At 56.8% G+C, this 17,343-nt stretch carries 15 protein-coding genes; 12 read left to right on the top strand and 3 right to left on the bottom strand.

The features are described 5' to 3' along the window. The first annotated feature begins 86 nt into the window (after positions 1-86). The gene (ychF, locus tag FHU41_RS06580; RefSeq protein ID WP_179388781.1) at positions 87-1,172 is read left to right on the top strand and encodes a redox-regulated ATPase YchF; all 1,086 of its coding nucleotides are present in this window, start codon (positions 87-89) and stop codon (positions 1,170-1,172) included. A 172-nt stretch (positions 1,173-1,344) separates the two neighbouring features. Here the strand turns inward: ychF and FHU41_RS06575 are convergent, their stop codons facing one another. Next, the gene (locus tag FHU41_RS06575; RefSeq protein WP_179388780.1) at positions 1,345-1,908 is read right to left on the bottom strand and encodes a DinB family protein; all 564 of its coding nucleotides are present in this window, start codon (positions 1,906-1,908) and stop codon (positions 1,345-1,347) included. Between the two features lie 64 nt (positions 1,909-1,972). On the opposite strand from FHU41_RS06575, the gene FHU41_RS06570 reads away from it, so the two are divergent. After that, entirely contained in the window at positions 1,973-2,149 is a 177-nt protein-coding gene (locus FHU41_RS06570; RefSeq protein WP_179388779.1) for a hypothetical protein, read from the top strand. 66 nt (positions 2,150-2,215) lie between these two features. Here the strand turns inward: FHU41_RS06570 and FHU41_RS06565 are convergent, their stop codons facing one another. Beyond that, the gene (locus FHU41_RS06565) at positions 2,216-3,310 is read right to left on the bottom strand and encodes a type I restriction enzyme HsdR N-terminal domain-containing protein (RefSeq protein ID WP_179388778.1); all 1,095 of its coding nucleotides are present in this window, start codon (positions 3,308-3,310) and stop codon (positions 2,216-2,218) included. Between the two features lie 443 nt (positions 3,311-3,753). Here FHU41_RS06565 and FHU41_RS06560 point away from each other — a divergent pair, with 443 nt between their 5' ends. The 4 genes from FHU41_RS06560 to FHU41_RS06545 all read left to right on the top strand — a co-directional run bounded on the left by FHU41_RS06560 (position 3,754) and on the right by FHU41_RS06545 (position 7,234). Then, positions 3,754-4,377 (top strand): nucleotidyltransferase domain-containing protein, encoded by a 624-nt coding sequence (locus FHU41_RS06560; protein WP_179388777.1) that lies wholly within the window; start codon positions 3,754-3,756, stop codon positions 4,375-4,377. Beyond that, positions 4,374-4,775: a hypothetical protein gene (locus tag FHU41_RS06555; RefSeq protein WP_179388776.1), complete on the top strand. Its 402-nt coding sequence runs from the start codon at positions 4,374-4,376 to the stop codon at positions 4,773-4,775. Before FHU41_RS06560 ends, FHU41_RS06555 begins: the two co-directional genes overlap by 4 nt. A gap of 80 nt (positions 4,776-4,855) precedes the next feature. After that, a complete protein-coding gene (locus FHU41_RS06550) occupies positions 4,856-5,320 on the top strand; it encodes a phage tail protein (RefSeq protein ID WP_179388775.1) in 465 nt (154 codons plus the stop codon). Between the two features lie 87 nt (positions 5,321-5,407). Then, positions 5,408-7,234, top strand: coding sequence for an ABC transporter family substrate-binding protein (locus FHU41_RS06545; RefSeq protein ID WP_218846964.1), 1,827 nt, complete (start codon positions 5,408-5,410; stop codon positions 7,232-7,234). Positions 7,235-7,236: 2 nt separating this feature from the next. On the opposite strand, the gene FHU41_RS06540 is transcribed toward FHU41_RS06545, so the two are convergent. Next, positions 7,237-7,755, bottom strand: coding sequence for a PH domain-containing protein (locus tag FHU41_RS06540; RefSeq protein ID WP_179388774.1), 519 nt, complete (start codon positions 7,753-7,755; stop codon positions 7,237-7,239). A gap of 183 nt (positions 7,756-7,938) precedes the next feature. On the opposite strand from FHU41_RS06540, the gene FHU41_RS06535 reads away from it, so the two are divergent. The 6 genes from FHU41_RS06535 to FHU41_RS06510 all read left to right on the top strand — a co-directional run bounded on the left by FHU41_RS06535 (position 7,939) and on the right by FHU41_RS06510 (position 17,342). Beyond that, complete coding sequence (locus FHU41_RS06535; RefSeq protein ID WP_179388773.1) at positions 7,939-9,606, top strand: peptide ABC transporter substrate-binding protein; 1,668 nt, start codon at positions 7,939-7,941, stop codon at positions 9,604-9,606. Between the two features lie 126 nt (positions 9,607-9,732). After that, complete coding sequence (locus tag FHU41_RS06530) at positions 9,733-10,662, top strand: ABC transporter permease subunit (RefSeq protein WP_179388772.1); 930 nt, start codon at positions 9,733-9,735, stop codon at positions 10,660-10,662. After that, positions 10,652-11,611: an ABC transporter permease gene (locus FHU41_RS06525; RefSeq protein ID WP_179388771.1), complete on the top strand. Its 960-nt coding sequence runs from the start codon at positions 10,652-10,654 to the stop codon at positions 11,609-11,611. The genes FHU41_RS06530 and FHU41_RS06525 overlap by 11 nt, the downstream gene beginning before the upstream one ends. Beyond that, on the top strand, positions 11,608-13,335 hold the full coding sequence (locus tag FHU41_RS06520; protein ID WP_179388770.1) for a dipeptide ABC transporter ATP-binding protein: 1,728 nt from the start codon (positions 11,608-11,610) through the stop codon (positions 13,333-13,335). The genes FHU41_RS06525 and FHU41_RS06520 overlap by 4 nt, the downstream gene beginning before the upstream one ends. A 769-nt stretch (positions 13,336-14,104) precedes the next feature. After that, positions 14,105-16,030, top strand: a complete 1,926-nt coding sequence (typA, locus tag FHU41_RS06515; RefSeq protein WP_179388769.1) for a translational GTPase TypA — start codon at positions 14,105-14,107, stop codon at positions 16,028-16,030. 4 nt (positions 16,031-16,034) lie between these two features. Beyond that, entirely contained in the window at positions 16,035-17,342 is a 1,308-nt protein-coding gene (locus tag FHU41_RS06510) for a PIG-L family deacetylase (RefSeq protein ID WP_218846962.1), read from the top strand. The last annotated feature ends 1 nt before the right edge of the window (position 17,343 follow it).

The following is a 17,343-nucleotide window of genomic DNA, read 5'->3' as shown; positions in this document are numbered from 1 at the left end:
TACCGACAAGATGGCTTGGTTCCTTACTGGCGGGACTCTGCCGCTAACGCATCCCGGCTTCCAAACTGCCGCTAAACTTAGGTTCCGTGGCTCTTACTATTGGCATCGTCGGACTGCCCAACGTCGGCAAATCAACTCTTTTCAATGCGCTCACCCGCAATAACGTGCTCGCAGCGAACTATCCCTTCGCGACCATCGAGCCCAATGTCGGGGTGGTGAACCTGCCGGACCCGCGGCTCAATCAGTTAGCCGAGGTCTTCGGCTCCGCACGGATCCTGCCTGCGATGGTTTCCTTCGTAGACATTGCGGGCATCGTCAAGGGAGCGAGCGAGGGCGAAGGTCTGGGGAACAAGTTTCTGGCCAATATTCGCGAGGCCGAGGCGATTGCCCAGGTTATTAGGGTCTTTGATGATCCGGATGTGGTTCACGTGGACGGCAAGGTCGATCCCAGCTCGGATATGGAAACCATCAATACTGAGCTGATCTTGGCCGATCTGCAGACTGTCGAAAAGGCGCTGCCGAGGCTGGAGAAGGCGGTCAAGCTCAAGCAGAAGGAGGCCGCGGAACTTACTGCTGTGCAGGCTGCTCAGGCGGTTTTGGAGCGTGGTGACACGATATTCTCCTCGATTGCGAGCGACAAACTGGAGCTCGGCTATCTGAAGGAACTCAGCCTGCTCACCGCCAAGCCGTTCATCTACGTTTTCAACGTCGATGATGCTGTGCTGGGCAGCCCCGAGCGTCAAGCCGAGTTGCGGGCTTTGGTGGCGCCCGCCGATGCGATCTTCCTGGATGCCAAACTGGAGGCCGACCTGGTGGAGCTCTCCGAGGAGGAAGCTCGCGAGATGCTGGAAATGAACGGCCAGGAGGAATCCGGTCTGGATCAACTGGCCCGGGTCGGGTTCCACACCTTGGGTCTGCAAACTTATTTGACCGCTGGCCCCAAGGAAGCGCGGGCCTGGACCATCCGGCAAGGCGACACCGCACCCGCTGCCGCTGGGGTGATTCACACCGATTTCCAGCGCGGGTTCATCAAGGCCGAAGTGGTGCACTTCAACGATCTCATTGAGGCGGGCTCGATGGCTGAGGCTAAATCTCGTGGCAAGGTCCGGATTGAAGGTAAGGACTACGTGATGGCTGACGGCGATGTGGTGGAGTTCAGGTTTAACGTCTAGTTCGGCTGGTGAAAGGCGTTCCTAGCCGTGGAGCAGATTGGGCGGTCTTGCTGTCCGTCGATCCCGCCTGTGCGACCGACCTGCCGCCCATGTTTACCCCGGCGAACCTTGACAGAAGCCGCTGGCAGCTGGGCGGCACCGGTGCCTCTCTCGATCGCCGGTTACCGGAAAGTCAGATTCGGTGCAGTACGGCTCCGTCCTGCCAGCGGTAGAGGTCGCGCAGCAGCGAAATCTCAGCGCCGTGATGGATCAGTTCCCTATTGACATGTAGGACGATGCCCTCCATAGGGAAATGTTCGGGACCCACCGCGGGCGGATTCTCCAGATCAGTGTCCGAGAGCTCGCGGACCCCAGCATTCCATCTCCCATACATCTCATCGAGCTGTTCCAACGCCTCGTCAGCGCTCCCCGCGTAGGCGAATGTCTGGGAGTCCACCTCTTGGCCGCCAAAGTGCCATCCGACCCGGTATCCAAGGCAAGAGACGATGATGTGGGCCAGCCGCCAGGCAATCGTGGTCACCGGGGCAGGCACCGGAGCGGGGGACGCGAAGTCCATCGTCCATCTCTCAGAACTTGGCGGCATCGAGACGGTTGGCGTTCCAGGTGGGCGGATGCTCCAGCAGTCGCGCACCGGCTCCCAGAAGTACTCTTCGTCAGCAAGACCGTGTAGCCGCGGCCGCAGGTTCTTGTGCCAGTGCCGGTCCAACTGGTCGGCGAGTCGCTCACTTCTTCTCATTTCCTCACATTACATCTCGGCCGGGTTGTTCTTTCAGATGTGAGCGCTCCGCAGTCAGAACGAGATGACGTTGATGTTGCAGCCCGCCGCTTCCATTTTCTTGCAAGGTGACACCGCGGCTCTGCTGACCCCGACCTTGGATGTCGAACTACTGAAGTTCCGCCGCTTTACTGAATCCGATGCCAATGACCTCTTTGGGCTATCGATAGCCCAACCACCCGCTGATTCAGCTTCCAGATAGGCGCTGCGCTGGAACCTAGCATGCCGTGCATGGAACACGAGCGAGCTCTAATTTGGCAGGAAAGTATTACTGGTAGCGGCGTACTGCCTCTCGAATGTTCTCAGCAAAGTTGTAGATCTCTTCGAGTGAATCAACGGCGTGTCTCGTCTCGTTCTTGTCTTCGTCCAAGAGTCCAAGGTACTTCTGGCGTGCAGAATTGAAATGAAGACGAGCAATCGGCTTCCTGTTGTTATCGTCCAGGAGGACTGCGAAATAACTCTTCGAGTCTCGGTGGGTCACCCGCTGAGGTTTGACCTCGGCACAGGCAATTGCTTTCACAATCTGGTATCCCTCAAGCTCTTCAAGGGTTGTTTCGATCTCAGTATCTCGATCGAGATCGTGTTCCGCCACGCTTCCACTATCAACGGAAGCGTCTGACTGCGTTTGGCTGAGCGGCACCGGGGTCCCGGCGCCAAGTGCCGTTTTCAGCCGGTCATTCACCTGGTCCGTCAGGAACTGTTTTGCGGCTTTCGCAACGAGCACAGAGAACTGCTCACGAACGCGTTGGGTGAACGAGCCATCGTAAACTCGAGTCGCAACAAAACGCACGAACTCGTCACTGGGCTCTCGGAACTGCGCTGCGATCTCTCGTTTGAGTGCGCCTACATACTTCAATTCTTCCGCAGTGCTGATGATCGACTCCAGGTTGAAGTCGTCCTTGCTGAGCTTTTGGATTTCGGGAATTAGCACATCGTCGATGTCACTGAGGTCAAGAACGAGGAATGGTTTTGAGTCCATTCGATTCGGCGAGTCAAGATCGGTGTAGAACTGCCAGATGATTCCGTTTGTAAGTGCTGCGATTCTGGCGTTGGTGACCCCGAAGTATCGATACAGCTGCGAAGCATTCTCTAAGGTGAGTGCCGATCTAGATGTTTTGCACTCGATAAGGATCTGTACCTCGCTGTCACGCATGACAGCGTAGTCAATTTTCTCGCCACGTTTCGTGCCAACATCGGCGGTGAACTCCGGCACGACTTCGATGGGATCAAAGACATCATAGCCGAGAATCGATGAAATGAAGGGCATGACGAACGCATTCTTTGTCGCTTCCTCCGTCCCGATTGCCTCTGCTTGATTACTGATTTTTGTACCAAGTGCCCGAAGGCGTTCGCTGAATTCCATCTGCACTCCTCGGAGGTGAATAGTGCCTTGAAGGTAACACGGTTCTACTTCGAAATTGCCGGACATCTAGCCGACTCTCCGGACGCTTTATCTCAAAGATGCCAGGGTTCATCGCAGTAAGGGCGTAACTTCCTTTCCCGTCGATTGATCGTTGATGCCGGTACACGCGGTAAGTCTTGATTCTGGCCGGTCAGTGGGACAAAGCGATGCGTGATGTCGGGGTGGGTATGCGAGCTGAGATTTTCCACTTCAGTATGCAATTCGCGAGTGGCTTAGGGCATGAATCAGATCCGCCTTAGCGACGTTCCGACAGGACGTTGCTGTGGTCGGCTGGATAGGTCCGTTTAGCTGTTTACCGGCCATGCCCATTCGTCTACTTTTGTAGACACTCGTCTACTTTTGTGTAAAACTGTCCGTGTATCGGAGCGCCGAGAGGAGTTAGCATGCGCCTACAAAATCCGTTTGCGACAGTCAGTACTACCGGCCTCGATTCGCAAGTACTCACGGTGCTAGCGCGAACCGAGCAGTACCTCTCAGTTCACCAGATCCACCAGCTACTACCCGAGGAAGGCTCGCCTCAAGGCGTACGCAAGTCCGTGGCTAGGCTGGTGGAACAAGGCACAGTGCTGGAACGAGTCACGGGTAGAAGCTATGCCTACTCGCTGAACCTGGACCATTTGCTGGCGACGGTGATTTTGCAGATAGCCAACGTGAAGAGCACTCTGCTATCCAGAATGACCCAGGTCATCTCCGAATGGCGGATTCAGCCGCTCACGGTCAAGATCTTTGGTTCCGCGGCCCGTAATGAGATGCGCACTGACAGCGACATTGACCTCTTCATCGTCATGCCCGACTCGGCGACAGAGGATGCTGTAGAAGACTTAGTGGGTCGCCTTGCTGCCCAAACGACGCTGTGGACGGGTAACGACGTGCGGCCACTCGTTTATCGAATGGCAGAAGTGCAACCAGCGAGTATCTTCACCTCGGTCCTTGAGGATGGCATTGACATCGCAGGAGACCCGGCTTGGCTTCGTAAACAGCTCCGAAGAGATAAGGCCCGCGCATGACCCCTAAGAATGCCAACTCCAGAACTGTCACCGCAGGCAAGGCGATCCAGCAAGGCCGACTGGCCAAAGCTAAGCAATTCTTGCAGGTGGCAGATGATGCCCGGGAGCTCTCCGACGGAGAGGATGTTGCTGATGCTTGCGTGACCTTGTACGTTCACGCCGGAATCGCTGCGGCAGATGCAATCTGTGCCGGCGCACTAGGGAAGCATGCCAAAGGCCAAGACCATCAGGACGCGGTCGCATTGCTCGCCTCGGTAGACAAACAGGCTTCCAACTCGCTTGGCGTCCTGCTTGGAATGAAAACTCGGGCCGGTTACGGATACGACCCCATCAGCGAAGTCAAACTCGCTCGCGCGGAGCGGGCGGCACGATCATTGGTAAACAGAGCAATACTGTAGCGTTCACACCGAGGTCCCCTCCAACCTCTAACCCGCTTCGAACGCTAGCATTATTACATCAGTACCGATCAGGAGAACCCATGCCATACGTCGTCGACTTCGTAAACGTTTCAACCGTCGGTCTGGAGTCGTCTCCGGTGGCCGATGCCTTGGCTGGGCTGCGCGCCAACGAGGCCCGCTACTTCAAGAATAAGTACGACCACGTCTTCACTGTCACACCAGCAAACGAGGCTCCCGAGGTACTTGAGTGGATCACTCGTATCCTCAAGGATGAGCGGGACATCGTGATCGAATCCCGACCCTTAGAGGTCACGGGTTTCGAAGTTGAGGGCATCCGGATGGCCTATGTGTTCTACGAATCTGGGCTATCAATCAACGTGATGTACACCCTCGAAGACGGACAGAAGCGAGCGGTAGGTTTCAAGCTCTCCGAGGGCATGGAGGTTCCGGCGGAACTGGCGCCACGCTTCAAGTTCGCTCGACAGAAATCTAAGCTGGCCGGCGTCATCCGTGGATCTTTCTTCGTGATCAAGGGCGAGCATTAGCCTGAGAACCACAACACCATGCTCGATGACGAAGCCTGAGTCATAACAGCAGAGTCGGTTCTCCGCGATCAGGGCTAAACTTCATCCATGCCCACAGTATCCCCGGATCTCGTTGCTGCACCCAGGCCAAAAGCCAGAGTGCGGTTCGGACACATCGCCAAGATCCTTGGCGCAATCGTCGTAGCCGCGCTCGTGCTCACCGCCTGCGACGCCACCTCGGACCAGCAGGCCAGCAACGCTGCGAGCCAATTACAAGGCGGCACCGCGACCGTTGCCGAAGCCAATAGTTTCACCAGCTTCAATCCGGATACTGCGCACGGCAATATAGACATCAATTCCAAGATTTCCTATGCCACCCATTCCGGCTTCGGGTATCTCGACGACAGCCTGAATATTGTCCACAACGATAAGTTCGGCAAAGTCGAAAAGGTTTCGGATTCGCCGCTGACGGTCAAATACACCGTCAATAGCGCGGTGAAATGGTCCGATGACGCCCCTGTGGACGCCAATGATCTGATCCTGGCTTGGGTGATTAGTTCGGGCTACTTCAATGACAGTAGCGGGGCGAAAGGGACCACCTATTTCGCCTTCGCGAGGGATACCAGCGTGCTGGCGCTATCGGATTTTCCGGATGTGTCCTCGGACGGCCGGAGCATCACGGTGAAGTATTCCCAGCCGGTTGCCGATTGGGAAATTGCTTTAGGTTTCCCCACTATTACCACCCCGGCACATGTGCTGGCGCAGAAGTCCGGACTCAAGGACGCCGCCGCGCTGACTGCGTTGTTCAAGAGCTTGCCTAGAGGAAATCCCAAGGCTCCGGTCACGCCGAATGTTGAGTTGAAAAAAGTCTCCGATTTCTGGAATACAGGCTTTGACACTCAGAGCATGCCCACCGATCCTTCGCTTTTGCTCTCCAATGGCCCCTACGTGGTGAAGAGCATTGAGCCCGGAAAGTCGATGACCCTGGTCCGGAACCGCGATTACAACTGGGGACCGGAAGCACATCTGGACCAAATCAATGTCAGTTATCTCCCCGACGCCTCCACTCAGATCAGCGCTCTCAAGGACGGCAGCGCGGACATTATCGTGCCGGCGGCCTCTGCCAATGCGATCAACCAGATTCAGTCTCTGGCCGGTAAAGGTGTCTCCATGGAGACCGGAGAGCAACTTTCCTACGAGCATCTGGACCTCGACTTCTCCGGCGTTTTCGCGGATAAGAACGTCCGCTTGGCCTTCTTGAAGACGGTTCCTCGCCAGGACATCGTGAACAAGATCATCAAGCAACTCAACCCGGACGCCAAACCGCTGGACTCCCAGCTCTTTGTCCCTGCGCAATCCAAATACGCGGATGCTGTCAAAGCCAATGGCTCCACCGAGTTCGCGGCTCCAGACATCGAGGGGGCTAAAGCGTTGCTGAAGGGTGCCACTCCCGAAGTGCGCATCCTGTTCGATCGAAACAACCCGAGCAGGCAGGATATTTTCAAGCTGATTGCAAGCTCCGCAGCTAAGGCTGGCTTCCGCATCGTCGACGCCAGCCCAGCAGGCGATGACTGGTCGAAGTCTTTGGGTGGCAGTTCTTATGATGCCGCTATCTTCGGTTGGAGCAATCAGGGCATTGGAGTCAGCGATGTCCCGCAGATCTTCAAAACCGGGGGAGCCACTAACTTCAACGACTTCAGTGATCCCAAGGTAGACAGCCTGATGAAGGAGCTGATTACCACCTCTGACTCCGGGAAGCAGGCCGAACTCAAGGTGCAGATTGACACCCTGATTTGGGACGCGGCTTACGGATTGCCGCTGTTTCAATGGATCGGCCTGGATGCTTACGGCAGCAAGGTGACCGGGATTAGGTACAACCCCACCCAACTGGGCGCCTGGTGGAATGTTTGGGATTGGGTCTCGCGGGCGGGCTGAGCCTAACGCACGGTCAGTAGGCAAATAACGACGACGGCGAGCAGGCCGAGCAGGATGGCTAACTGGAGCCAGTTAATGCGCACGGTAGCTGATTCTGTGGTTCCGGCATCCGCGCTGAGGTTCCGTTTCCAGCGCTCCCGGACTGCCTTGACCACTTCGGTTTCCGAATCCTTCCGGCTGCTGGCGCTGGGGGCAGGAGCGGCCCAAGCTCCGTACTTTCCGTCGCCAGTTAGAAGAGTGAGTGCGAACCTGGTTTCAATGCTCTTCAAAGCAGGCCAGGGGATGGTCACGGTGCGTACCGGGTTGACCAAGGTGACCGATTCGTCGTCGAACTGAACCTTGGGGAACCAGAAGAGCCAGTAGCCGCAGTAACCGACCAGAGCCAGCACCGGCAAGCTCAGCAGCACATCACGTAAGCTCAGCCCTCCCAGTAGAGCAGCGATCAGGCCCAGAACCGCCAGGGCATAGAGCAGAACGGACATTGTCTTGCTATTGCGGGGCCGGAAAGTCTCTGCAGGCATGCTCCTATGCTGTCAGATCCGATGCTGCTAGCTAACTTTTCGCTAACGAAACCCCGCAGAATTACCGTTGCAGTGCCACTGGTATTAGTCTGTACCCAGTGTTTGTTGCGTGCGTCACCTTCGCACGCAAGAATATTGCCGGGGCCGATCCCGGGCACCTCGCACAACAATCAAGGAGGCGGAATGCGTTTCTCGCGCACTTCCAAAGCAATTGGCATTGCGGCTATCGCTGCTCTCGCCCTGACCGCGTGTGGCGGTGGTGGGGGAACCACATCCACCGGTTCAAGCGCTTCGGGCAACCCGAATGCCATTATCACGGCCTACGGCAACGAGCCGCAGAAGCCGCTGATGCCAGCCGATACCAATGAAGTTTTCGGTGGTCGTATCGTTGACATGCTCTTCCAGGGCTTGCGCAGCTACGATGCAAACGGCAAGCCGGTGAATGAACTTGCTGAGTCGATCGATACCTCCGACTCGCAGAACTACACCATCAAGATCAAGACCGGTACCAAGTTCACCAATGGTGAGGCGATCACCGCTAAGACCTTCGTGGACAGTTGGAACTTTGCCGCTCTGAGCACTAACCTGCAGTCCAACGGCTCCTTCTTTCAATCGATCGAAGGCTATGCCGACGTTAGCGCCACAACAGGCTCCGGCGATAGCGCCAAGCCCGCCCCTAAGGCCCAGACCATGAGCGGCCTGAAAGTTGTGGATGATTCGACCTTCACCGTAAAGCTGTCTCAGCCGGAGTCTGACTTCCCGTTGCGCCTAGGCTACTCGGCTTTCTACCCGATCCCTTCGGCTGCCATTAAGGATCCGAAGACCTACGGTCAGAAGCCGGTTGGCAATGGCCCGTACAAGATGGGTACAGACGGCTGGCAGCATGATAAGTCGGTTTCGCTGGTGAAGAACTCGGACTACACGGGTCCTCGTGAGGCTAAGAACGGTGGGATTACCTTCACCTTCTACACCGATCCGGGCCCGGCGTACACCGATGTCCAGGGTGGAACTTTGGATGTCACGGATGTGATTCCCAGCAATGCGCTGCAGACCTACACCACGGATCTGCCGGACCACAACTTGAACAAGTCCTATGCCGGTGACTCAACCTTGAACATCCCGGTTTACTTGGATGCTTTCAAGGGTGAAGAAGGCAAGCTGCGTCGTCAGGCCATCTCGATGGCTATCGACCGCGAGCAGATCACCAAGGTGATCTTCAACGGCACTCGTATCCCGGCGAAGGAATTCACCGCTCCGGTTCTTGATGGCTTCGATGCAAACATCGCAGGCTCCGATGTACTCAAGTTTGATGCTGCCAAGGCTGCCGATCTGTGGGCCCAGGCCGACAAGATCAAGCCGTGGGACAACTCCAAGCCGCTCACCATTGCCTACAACACCGATGGTGGCAATAAGGAGTGGGTGGACGCCGTTGCGAATCAGTTGAAGACCAACTTGAAGATCAACGCTGAGGGCAAGGCTTACCCGAAGTTCGCTACGATGCTCGATGATCGTATTTCCAAGAAGCTGACAGGTTTGGTTCGTGCTGGCTGGCAGGCTGACTACCCGTCGCTGTACAACTTCCTCGGACCGGTGCTCGCTACCGGTGCTTCCTCGAACTACGAGGGCTACTCGAACCCTGAGTTCGACAAGCTGCTGCAGGAAGGCCTTGGTGCCAAGACCGTTGAAGATGGCGCCAAGAAGTTCAACGAGGCCCAGGCGATCCTGTTCCAGGACCTACCCAATCTGCCACTGTGGAACAACGCCGTGCAGGTTGGCTGGAGCACGAACGTTAGCAACGTCGATACTGACTGGCGCGGTGTGATCCTGTATTACAACATCGTCAAGAGCTAGCCTTTAACAACCCGGAAGTATCATGCGATGGGGCCCGGTCAATAGCCGGGCCCCATCAGCGTGATTGCTACAGAATCGACATAAAATGCAAAGAAACGAAACTAGCGCAAGGGGGGTGCTTGGCTAGTGCTTAACTATCTCCTGCGGCGACTGCTGCAGATCATCCCAGTTTTCATTGGCGCCACCCTGCTGGTGTACTTCATGGTTTTCGCCATCCCCGGTGACCCCATTCGCGCCCTCTTTGGCGAACGTCAGCCTAGCCCGGCAATCATCAACGAGCTCCGCGCGCAATATAACCTGGATAAGCCCTTCATCATCCAGTATCTGCTCTTCTTGAAGAATCTCTTCACTTTTAATCTCGGCCCGGACTTCACCGGACGTCCCATTGCGGACATCTTGGCTTCGATCTATCCGGTGACCGCACAACTCGCCGTAATGGCTCTGGTAATTGAGTCTGTCTTCGGTATTGTCGTCGGCCTTTTTTCGGGACTACGAAAAGGAAAGCTCTTTGATGCCACCGCGTTGGTCGCTTCGATGCTGGTCATCGCTGTTCCCACCTTCGTTATCGGCTTCGTGTTGCAGCTTGTTATCGGTCTAAAATTGGGCTGGGCAAGACCCACAGTGGGATCAACCGTCGATTTCAACAGCTTGATCTTGCCAGCCATCGTGTTGGCCGCTGGTTCCTTCGCCTACATTCTGAGGCTTACCAGAGGTTCTGTCGCGGAAGGAAAATCTGCGGACTTTGTCCGGACAGCCACGGCGAAGGGCTTGAGTCGACGTCGTGTCATCACCGTGCATATTCTGCGTAACTCATTGATCCCGGTCGTCACGTTTATCGGTGCCGATCTTGGCAACCTGATGGGCGGAGCCATTGTCACCGAGGGCATTTTTAACGTCCCTGGTGTGGGAAATAAGCTTTATCAATCTGTGATCCGTGGCGAAGGGGCAACCGTGGTGGCCATCGTCAGTGTTTTAGTACTGGTCTTCGTGGTCGCCAACCTCCTCGTCGATCTGCTCTACGCCTGGCTCGACCCAAGGATTCGCTATGTCAAGTAAAAAAAGAGAAATAGAGCACTTCGTTGCCCCTTTGGAGGAAACTCCACTGCAGGCAGTAGACAGCACCATCAGTGATACAGCTCCGGCGAGCCTCTGGACGGATGCTTGGCACAGCCTTCGTAAGAAGCCGCTGTTTCTTATTTCCGCGTTCCTGATTCTCCTGATTGCTTTGGTATCGCTGTTCCCACAGCTATTCTCGCCGCTTGATCCCACTTCGTTCACAGCATGTGATCTCAGCCATTCCTTGGAAGGTCCGAGCGCTGGGCATATCTTGGGTTATAACAAGCAGGGCTGCGATATTTACTCACGCGTCATTTATGGCACCAGAGCCTCCGTCTCCGTGGGGATCCTCTCCACTATCGGTGTGGTTTTGCTCGGCGGTATTCTGGGAGCCCTCGCGGGTTTCTTCGGTGGTTGGCTTGACTCGATCATTGCGCGCTTGGGTGATATTTTCTTCGCCCTGCCGCTGATCCTCGGTGCCTTGGTGGTTGCACAGCTGCCGTACTTCCAGGAGAACCCTGGAATTCTTTCGGTTGTGTTCATTCTGGTGGCCTTTGGCTGGCCGAATATTGCACGAATCACGCGTGGTGCAATCATTGAGGTCAAGCACGCAGACTTCATCACAGCATCAACCTCCTTGGGCGTATCGAGATTCGGCTCGTTGATCAAGCACGCCATTCCCAATGCGCTAGCACCGATCATCGTGGTGGCAACGATTAGCCTTGGCACCTTCATCGTGGCGGAAGCGACCTTGTCCTTCCTGAGCATCGGTCTGCCTGGCAGCATGATGTCTTGGGGCAAGGACATCTCTGACGCGCAGAGTTTGCTGCGCACTAACCCTGAGGTGCTCATCTACCCTGCTGTGGCGCTGTCTGTCACGGTACTGAGCTTCATCATGCTGGGAGATGCGGTCAAGGATGCCTTGGACCCGAAAGCGAGGAAGCAATGAGTCACTCAGCAGAGGAACTGCCTCAAGTGCAGATTGTCGAGGATACTCAGGGTGAAGACTTGCCCTTGCTGGATATCCGTAATCTAGATATCACCTTCAATACTGCTGCCGGACCGGCTAAAGCCGTTCGGGGTGCAAATTTGACCGTGATGCCCGGACAAACGGTAGCCATCGTGGGCGAATCAGGTTCCGGGAAGTCGACTACGGCCCTGGCCGCAATTGGTTTGCTGGCAGGAAATGGTTCGGTTACCAACGGCCAGATCCTGTTCGACGGAGAGGACTTGGCTACCGCGGGAAGCAAGCGAATCGTGGCTCTGCGAGGGAACTCAATCGGTATGGTTCCGCAGGATCCGATGTCGAACCTGAACCCGGTCTGGAAGATTGGGTTCCAAGTCAAGGAGACCCTCAAGGCGAATGGTTTGCCGTCTTCCAAGGCAGACGTTGCCCGAGTGCTTTCTGAAGCTGGATTGCCGGATGCGGAGCGGAGGGCGGGGCAATTCCCGCATGAATTCTCCGGTGGCATGAGGCAACGAGCGCTGATTGCGATTGGTCTTTCTTGCCAGCCAAGACTGCTGATTGCTGACGAACCTACCTCGGCCTTGGACGTTACGGTGCAGCGTCAGATCCTGGATCATCTAGAAAAGATGACGAAGGAACTGGGTACCGCCGTGCTTCTCATTACTCACGATCTAGGTCTCGCTGCTGAGCGGGCCGAAAAGGTCGTGGTGATGTACAAGGGGCAAGTGGTCGAATCAGGTCCTGCTTTGGAGCTTTTGCAGAACCCGCAGCACCCCTACACCAAGCGACTGGTCGCTTCGGCTCCCTCTTTGGCGTCTCGTCGTATCGAGGTGGCCAAGGAAGCGGGCGAAGAAGCAGAGAATCTCTTGGCCAGTAGTGTAGAGCAGGTCAAAGCTGCCGACGAGATTATCCAGGTGCGGAACCTCAGCAAGGTCTATCAACTGCGTCAAGGGGCGCTTGGACGCACTGTCGACTTCAGCGCGGTCGACGAGGTGTCGTTCGCTGTGAAGCGAGGAACTACCACGGCAGTGGTGGGGGAGTCGGGCTCTGGCAAATCGACCGTGGCCAAGATGCTTTTGAATTTGGAGAAGCCCACTAAGGGCGACATCATTTTTGACGGCGTCAATATGACTGCTCTCGATCGGAAGGAGCTCTTCCGCTTCCGGCGCAGGGTTCAACCGATCTTCCAAGATCCTTACGGCTCCCTTGATCCGATGTACAACATCTTCCGCACCATCGAGGAACCACTCAGGGTACATAAGGTGGGGGATCGGAAGTCGCGTGAAGCAAGAGTGCGAGAGCTGCTGGATCAGGTTGCGTTACCAGCATCCATGATGCGCCGTTTTCCAAACGAGCTTTCCGGCGGTCAGCGACAGCGCGTTGCCATCGCTCGGGCGCTAGCGCTTGAGCCGGAAGTTATCATTTGCGATGAGGCGGTCTCCGCCTTGGACGTGCTGGTGCAGGCTCAGGTGCTGAACCTCTTGGCGGATCTGCAATCTCGACTTGGCCTGACCTACGTCTTCATCACTCACGACCTGGCGGTAGTTCGTCAGATCGGGGACAACGTCTGCGTGATGGAGAAGGGCAGGATCGTGGAGACCGGCATCACCGATGAGGTCTTCGAGAATCCGCAGACCGAGTACACCAAGAAGCTCTTGGCAGCTATTCCTGGACGCGATCTGGAGCTTCATTCCGAAGCATCCTAACTGGAAGGCCCTGGGTGCTTGGCTCAACCATTTGTGGTCGAGTCAAGCACCCAGGGCCTTCTTCAGCATAGATTGGTCGAATGTTGTTGCTTAGCAGCGTTTCCCGCCCATACAACTACGCGGTGGTGGAACGCTGAATCCATCGTAATAAAGAGTGACCGTGACCCTCCTGATCTCGTCGTTCAAAGGCGCAGGGCTGACGGAACTTTGCACGTTATCCCCGCTGTGGTCGTTGTCCAGGCTCCGAGAGCTCCTAGAAAACAACTGGTGGGCCATACCAATTCTCAACAGAGCAGGTTTTTGACTTTCTCTTTACGTCATTGCATTGAAATCAAGACATCGAAGTCGAAAATGGCTACTTGGTCAGATCGATGTGATTATCGGTAATGACATAGATCTGGCAGTTTTGAGGCATCCTGGGCGGCGCAGCTAAACGGGGGTTCTGTTATCCAGCTAGCGTCGGGGCGCTCGAATAGCCGTAGCCGGTGCCGCCAGGTAGGAACTTATCCGGCAGAACGACGAAAATAGCGGTGATCTGCCGCAAACTCCTACTGGGTGTCACACCTTCCTGGGATTGCAGCCGGAATCTGCACCGCTATGCCCTTCGAACCTAGATTCCCGTCGTCGCAGACCCCTTTTTAGGCTTCACCACCAGTAGCGACTAGAATGGTCCTGTACTCCGCCCGGCGCGCGGTCGCGCCGTTACCTGAGTTGCACTAGAGTCCGCTCCGGACGCATCCACTGGAAACAGGAAACGAGATCTTCAAGCATGTCCAATAACACCGCCTCGCGCACAGATCTGCGCAATGTCGCCATCGTGGCGCACGTCGATCACGGTAAGACCACCCTGGTGGACGCGATGCTGAAGCAGACCCATTCCTTTGCCGAACACGGCGTGGTGGCGGATCGGGTGATGGACTCCGGTGATCTGGAGCGCGAAAAGGGCATCACCATTCTGGCCAAGAACACCACGGTTGCTTACAACGGACCGTCCTCGAACGGTGAGACCGTGACGATCAATGTGATCGACACCCCGGGTCACGCAGACTTCGGTGGCGAGGTGGAGCGCGGACTTTCCATGGTGGACGGCGTCGTGCTCTTGGTGGATGCCTCCGAAGGCCCACTGCCACAGACCCGTTTCGTGCTGCGTAAGGCTCTTGCCGCAAAGCTGCCGGTCATCTTGTTGGTCAATAAGACCGACCGCCCCGACGCCCGCATCGACGAAGTAGTGCACGAGTCGATGGACCTGCTACTCGGCCTGGCCAGTGATCTGGCCGATGAGGTTCCGGATCTAGACCTGGATGCTGTGCTGAACGTCCCCGTTGTTTACGCGGCAGCCAAGGTTGGGGCAGCTTCGCTCGATCAGCCCGCGAACGGCAGCGCCCCGGACAACGACAATCTGGAACCGCTTTTCAAGGCGATCTTGGAGCACATCCCGGCTCCTACCTATGATCCCGAGGGTGTGTTGCAGGCACATGTCACCAACTTGGATGCCTCGCCCTTCTTGGGTCGCTTGGCTCTACTGCGCATCTTCAACGGCACCCTACGGAAGGGTCAGACCGTCGCATGGGCTCGTCACGATGGCACCCTGAAGAGCGTTAAGATCACCGAACTTCTTGCTACCAAGGCTCTTGAACGAGTGCCTGCCGAGTCCGCTGGCCCCGGTGAGATTGTCGCCGTCGCCGGTATCGAGGACATCACCATCGGTGAAACCCTCACCGATCTGGACAACCCGCAGCCGCTACCGCTGATCACGGTTGACGATCCTGCAATCTCGATGACCATCGGTATCAACACCTCGCCGCTGGCCGGTAAGGTCAAGGGCGCCAAGGTCACCGCCCGGCAGGTCAAGGATCGCCTAGACAAGGAACTGATTGGTAACGTCTCCTTGCGCGTGCTGCCCACCAGCCGTCCGGATGCTTGGGAAGTACAGGGTCGTGGCGAGTTGGCTCTGGCTATCCTAGTGGAGCAGATGCGTCGCGAAGGCTTTGAGCTCACCGTTGGCAAGCCTCAGGTGGTGACCAAGACCATCGATGGCAAGGTCAACGAACCAATGGAACACATGACCATCGATGTGCCGGAAGAGTATCTTGGCGCGGTCACTCAGCTGATGGCTGCGCGTAAGGGTCGGATGACCAATATGGCCAACCACGGTACGGGTTGGTGCCGGATGGAATTCATCGTCCCGGCTCGTGGTCTGATTGGCTTCCGCACCAAGTTCCTCACCGATACCCGCGGCGCGGGCATTGCCTCCTCCATCGCCGAGGGCTACGAGCCATGGGCCGGACCGATCGAGTACCGCACCAACGGTTCGCTCATCTCGGACCGCGCAGGAGTGGTAACCCCCTTCGCAATGATCAACTTGCAGGAGCGCGGATCCTTCTTCGTGCAGCCCACCTCGGAAGTTTATGAGGGCATGATCGTCGGCGAGAATTCACGAGCCGACGATATGGATATCAATATCACTCGTGAGAAGAAGCTGACCAATATGCGGGCAGCCTCCTCTGATAGCTTCGAGAACCTCACTCCGCCCCGCGTGCTGACCTTGGAGGAATCCTTGGAATTCGCGCGCGAGGACGAGTGCGTTGAAGTTACCCCCGAGTCGATCCGGATTCGCAAGCTGATCCTGAACGCCTCGGACCGGGTCAAGGCAGCCAGGGCCAGGAATCACGCTTCGGCAGCCGCTAACTCCTAAGTTCTTGATCCCCCCAGGTTTCCTCCCGGCCAGGCCGGCGGACACAGACGGAACCTACCGCCTGCTTTTCGTTCATGCCCATCCGGATGACGAGTCGATTGCCACCGGCGGAACCATGGCGGCGCTGGCTCATTCAGGTGCACAGGTCAGCTTGCTGACCGCCACCAGGGGAGAGCTGGGGGAGGTGATCCCTGCCGAGCTGAAGCAGCTTGAGCAGGGATTGCCCGGTTCGGTGCTCGACGGCGGGGCCGGGCTGGCGCGGGTACGCACCGAGGAACTCGCTCAGGCGGTGGTCGAACTCGGGATTACCCGGCAGGTCTTTCTGGGAGAATTCCCGGCTTTGATGCCTGCTTTCGCGCCAACAAGCTATCGTGACTCCGGAATGTCTTGGGGGCCGGATGGCCGGGCTCAGGCCGCGGCCACCGTTTTGCCTGGATCATTTTCCAGGACCTCGCTGCAAGAAGTAGCCGCTCATACCGCAGCCCTAATCCGTGCCCTGCGTCCCGACGTCGTGATCACCTATGCGGCGGACGGTGGCTACGGTCATCCAGACCATGTCTATTGCCACCAGATGACGATAGCCGCCATTGAGTTGGCTGCGGTGGCCGGAGATGCTCAAAATTTGGCCTGGAACGTCCCGTTGACCTACACCATCCTTTCCGACCGGCCGGAACGGGCGCATGATCCGGCCGCCGCGGTGTGGTGGATTGAAGGTGAGCTGGACGCCAAGCGCGAAGCGATGCGGGCACATCGAACCCAGGTGGTTGTTGCGGAAGATTGCTTTGCCTTGAGCGATCTGGAATTCCGACCGCTCAGCGCAAAAGAGGGCTTCCAATTGTTTCGGATCGCCCGGCAGGACGTCGTCGGTTCGCGCGCAGCAAGCCTAGCTGCTTCGCCTGGCGAGGACACCGTCTCCAGCGAACCACGGCAACGAAGCATCTCGGATTGGATGGGATACGGTCTCTCCGCCTTATTCGCAGGAGTGCTGGTCGCAGCACTGGGTACGATGCTTCATTCCCGTACCAGCATGATCGGCCAATTCCAGTTACCTTGGGGTGCGCTTCTGGCTTTGCTCCTGCTTGGCGCAGTCATAACGCTGATTCGCAACTGGTCAAGTTCCGCCACTCTCGGGGTAATACTCGGAGTTATCACATATGTCACATGCGTTATGTTTTCGATTCCACATGGTCAGGTTGCGCTGATCATGGGTGATTTAGCGGGCAGCGTGTGGCTGTATGGAATCGCCGTGGTGACAGTAATTCTCGGAGCTCAAGCGGCCTTGGGGAAAGTATTCCGAGCCCGGAAAAAATAGC

Origin of the sequence: Psychromicrobium silvestre (assembly GCF_013408295.1) — a bacterium.
GTDB lineage: Bacteria > Actinomycetota > Actinomycetes > Actinomycetales > Micrococcaceae > Renibacterium > Renibacterium silvestre.
This window is presented reverse-complemented; position numbering and strand designations above follow the sequence as displayed.

Excerpts from the sequence above, each read along its gene's own strand:
- FHU41_RS06540 (WP_179388774.1), bottom strand. The coding sequence starts at position 7,755 with ATGCCTGCAGAGACTTTCCGGCCCCGCAATAGCAAGACAATGTCCGTT.
- FHU41_RS06550 (WP_179388775.1), top strand. The coding sequence starts at position 4,856 with ATGCCATACGTCGTCGACTTCGTAAACGTTTCAACCGTCGGTCTGGAG.
- FHU41_RS06555 (WP_179388776.1), top strand. The coding sequence starts at position 4,374 with ATGACCCCTAAGAATGCCAACTCCAGAACTGTCACCGCAGGCAAGGCG.
- FHU41_RS06525 (WP_179388771.1), top strand. The coding sequence starts at position 10,652 with ATGTCAAGTAAAAAAAGAGAAATAGAGCACTTCGTTGCCCCTTTGGAG.
- FHU41_RS06545 (WP_218846964.1), top strand. The coding sequence starts at position 5,408 with ATGCCCACAGTATCCCCGGATCTCGTTGCTGCACCCAGGCCAAAAGCC.
- FHU41_RS06575 (WP_179388780.1), bottom strand. The coding sequence starts at position 1,908 with ATGAGAAGAAGTGAGCGACTCGCCGACCAGTTGGACCGGCACTGGCAC.
- FHU41_RS06560 (WP_179388777.1), top strand. The coding sequence starts at position 3,754 with ATGCGCCTACAAAATCCGTTTGCGACAGTCAGTACTACCGGCCTCGAT.
- FHU41_RS06520 (WP_179388770.1), top strand. The coding sequence starts at position 11,608 with ATGAGTCACTCAGCAGAGGAACTGCCTCAAGTGCAGATTGTCGAGGAT.
- typA (WP_179388769.1), top strand. The coding sequence starts at position 14,105 with ATGTCCAATAACACCGCCTCGCGCACAGATCTGCGCAATGTCGCCATC.
- FHU41_RS06565 (WP_179388778.1), bottom strand. The coding sequence starts at position 3,310 with ATGGAATTCAGCGAACGCCTTCGGGCACTTGGTACAAAAATCAGTAAT.
- FHU41_RS06570 (WP_179388779.1), top strand. The coding sequence starts at position 1,973 with ATGACGTTGATGTTGCAGCCCGCCGCTTCCATTTTCTTGCAAGGTGAC.
- FHU41_RS06535 (WP_179388773.1), top strand. The coding sequence starts at position 7,939 with ATGCGTTTCTCGCGCACTTCCAAAGCAATTGGCATTGCGGCTATCGCT.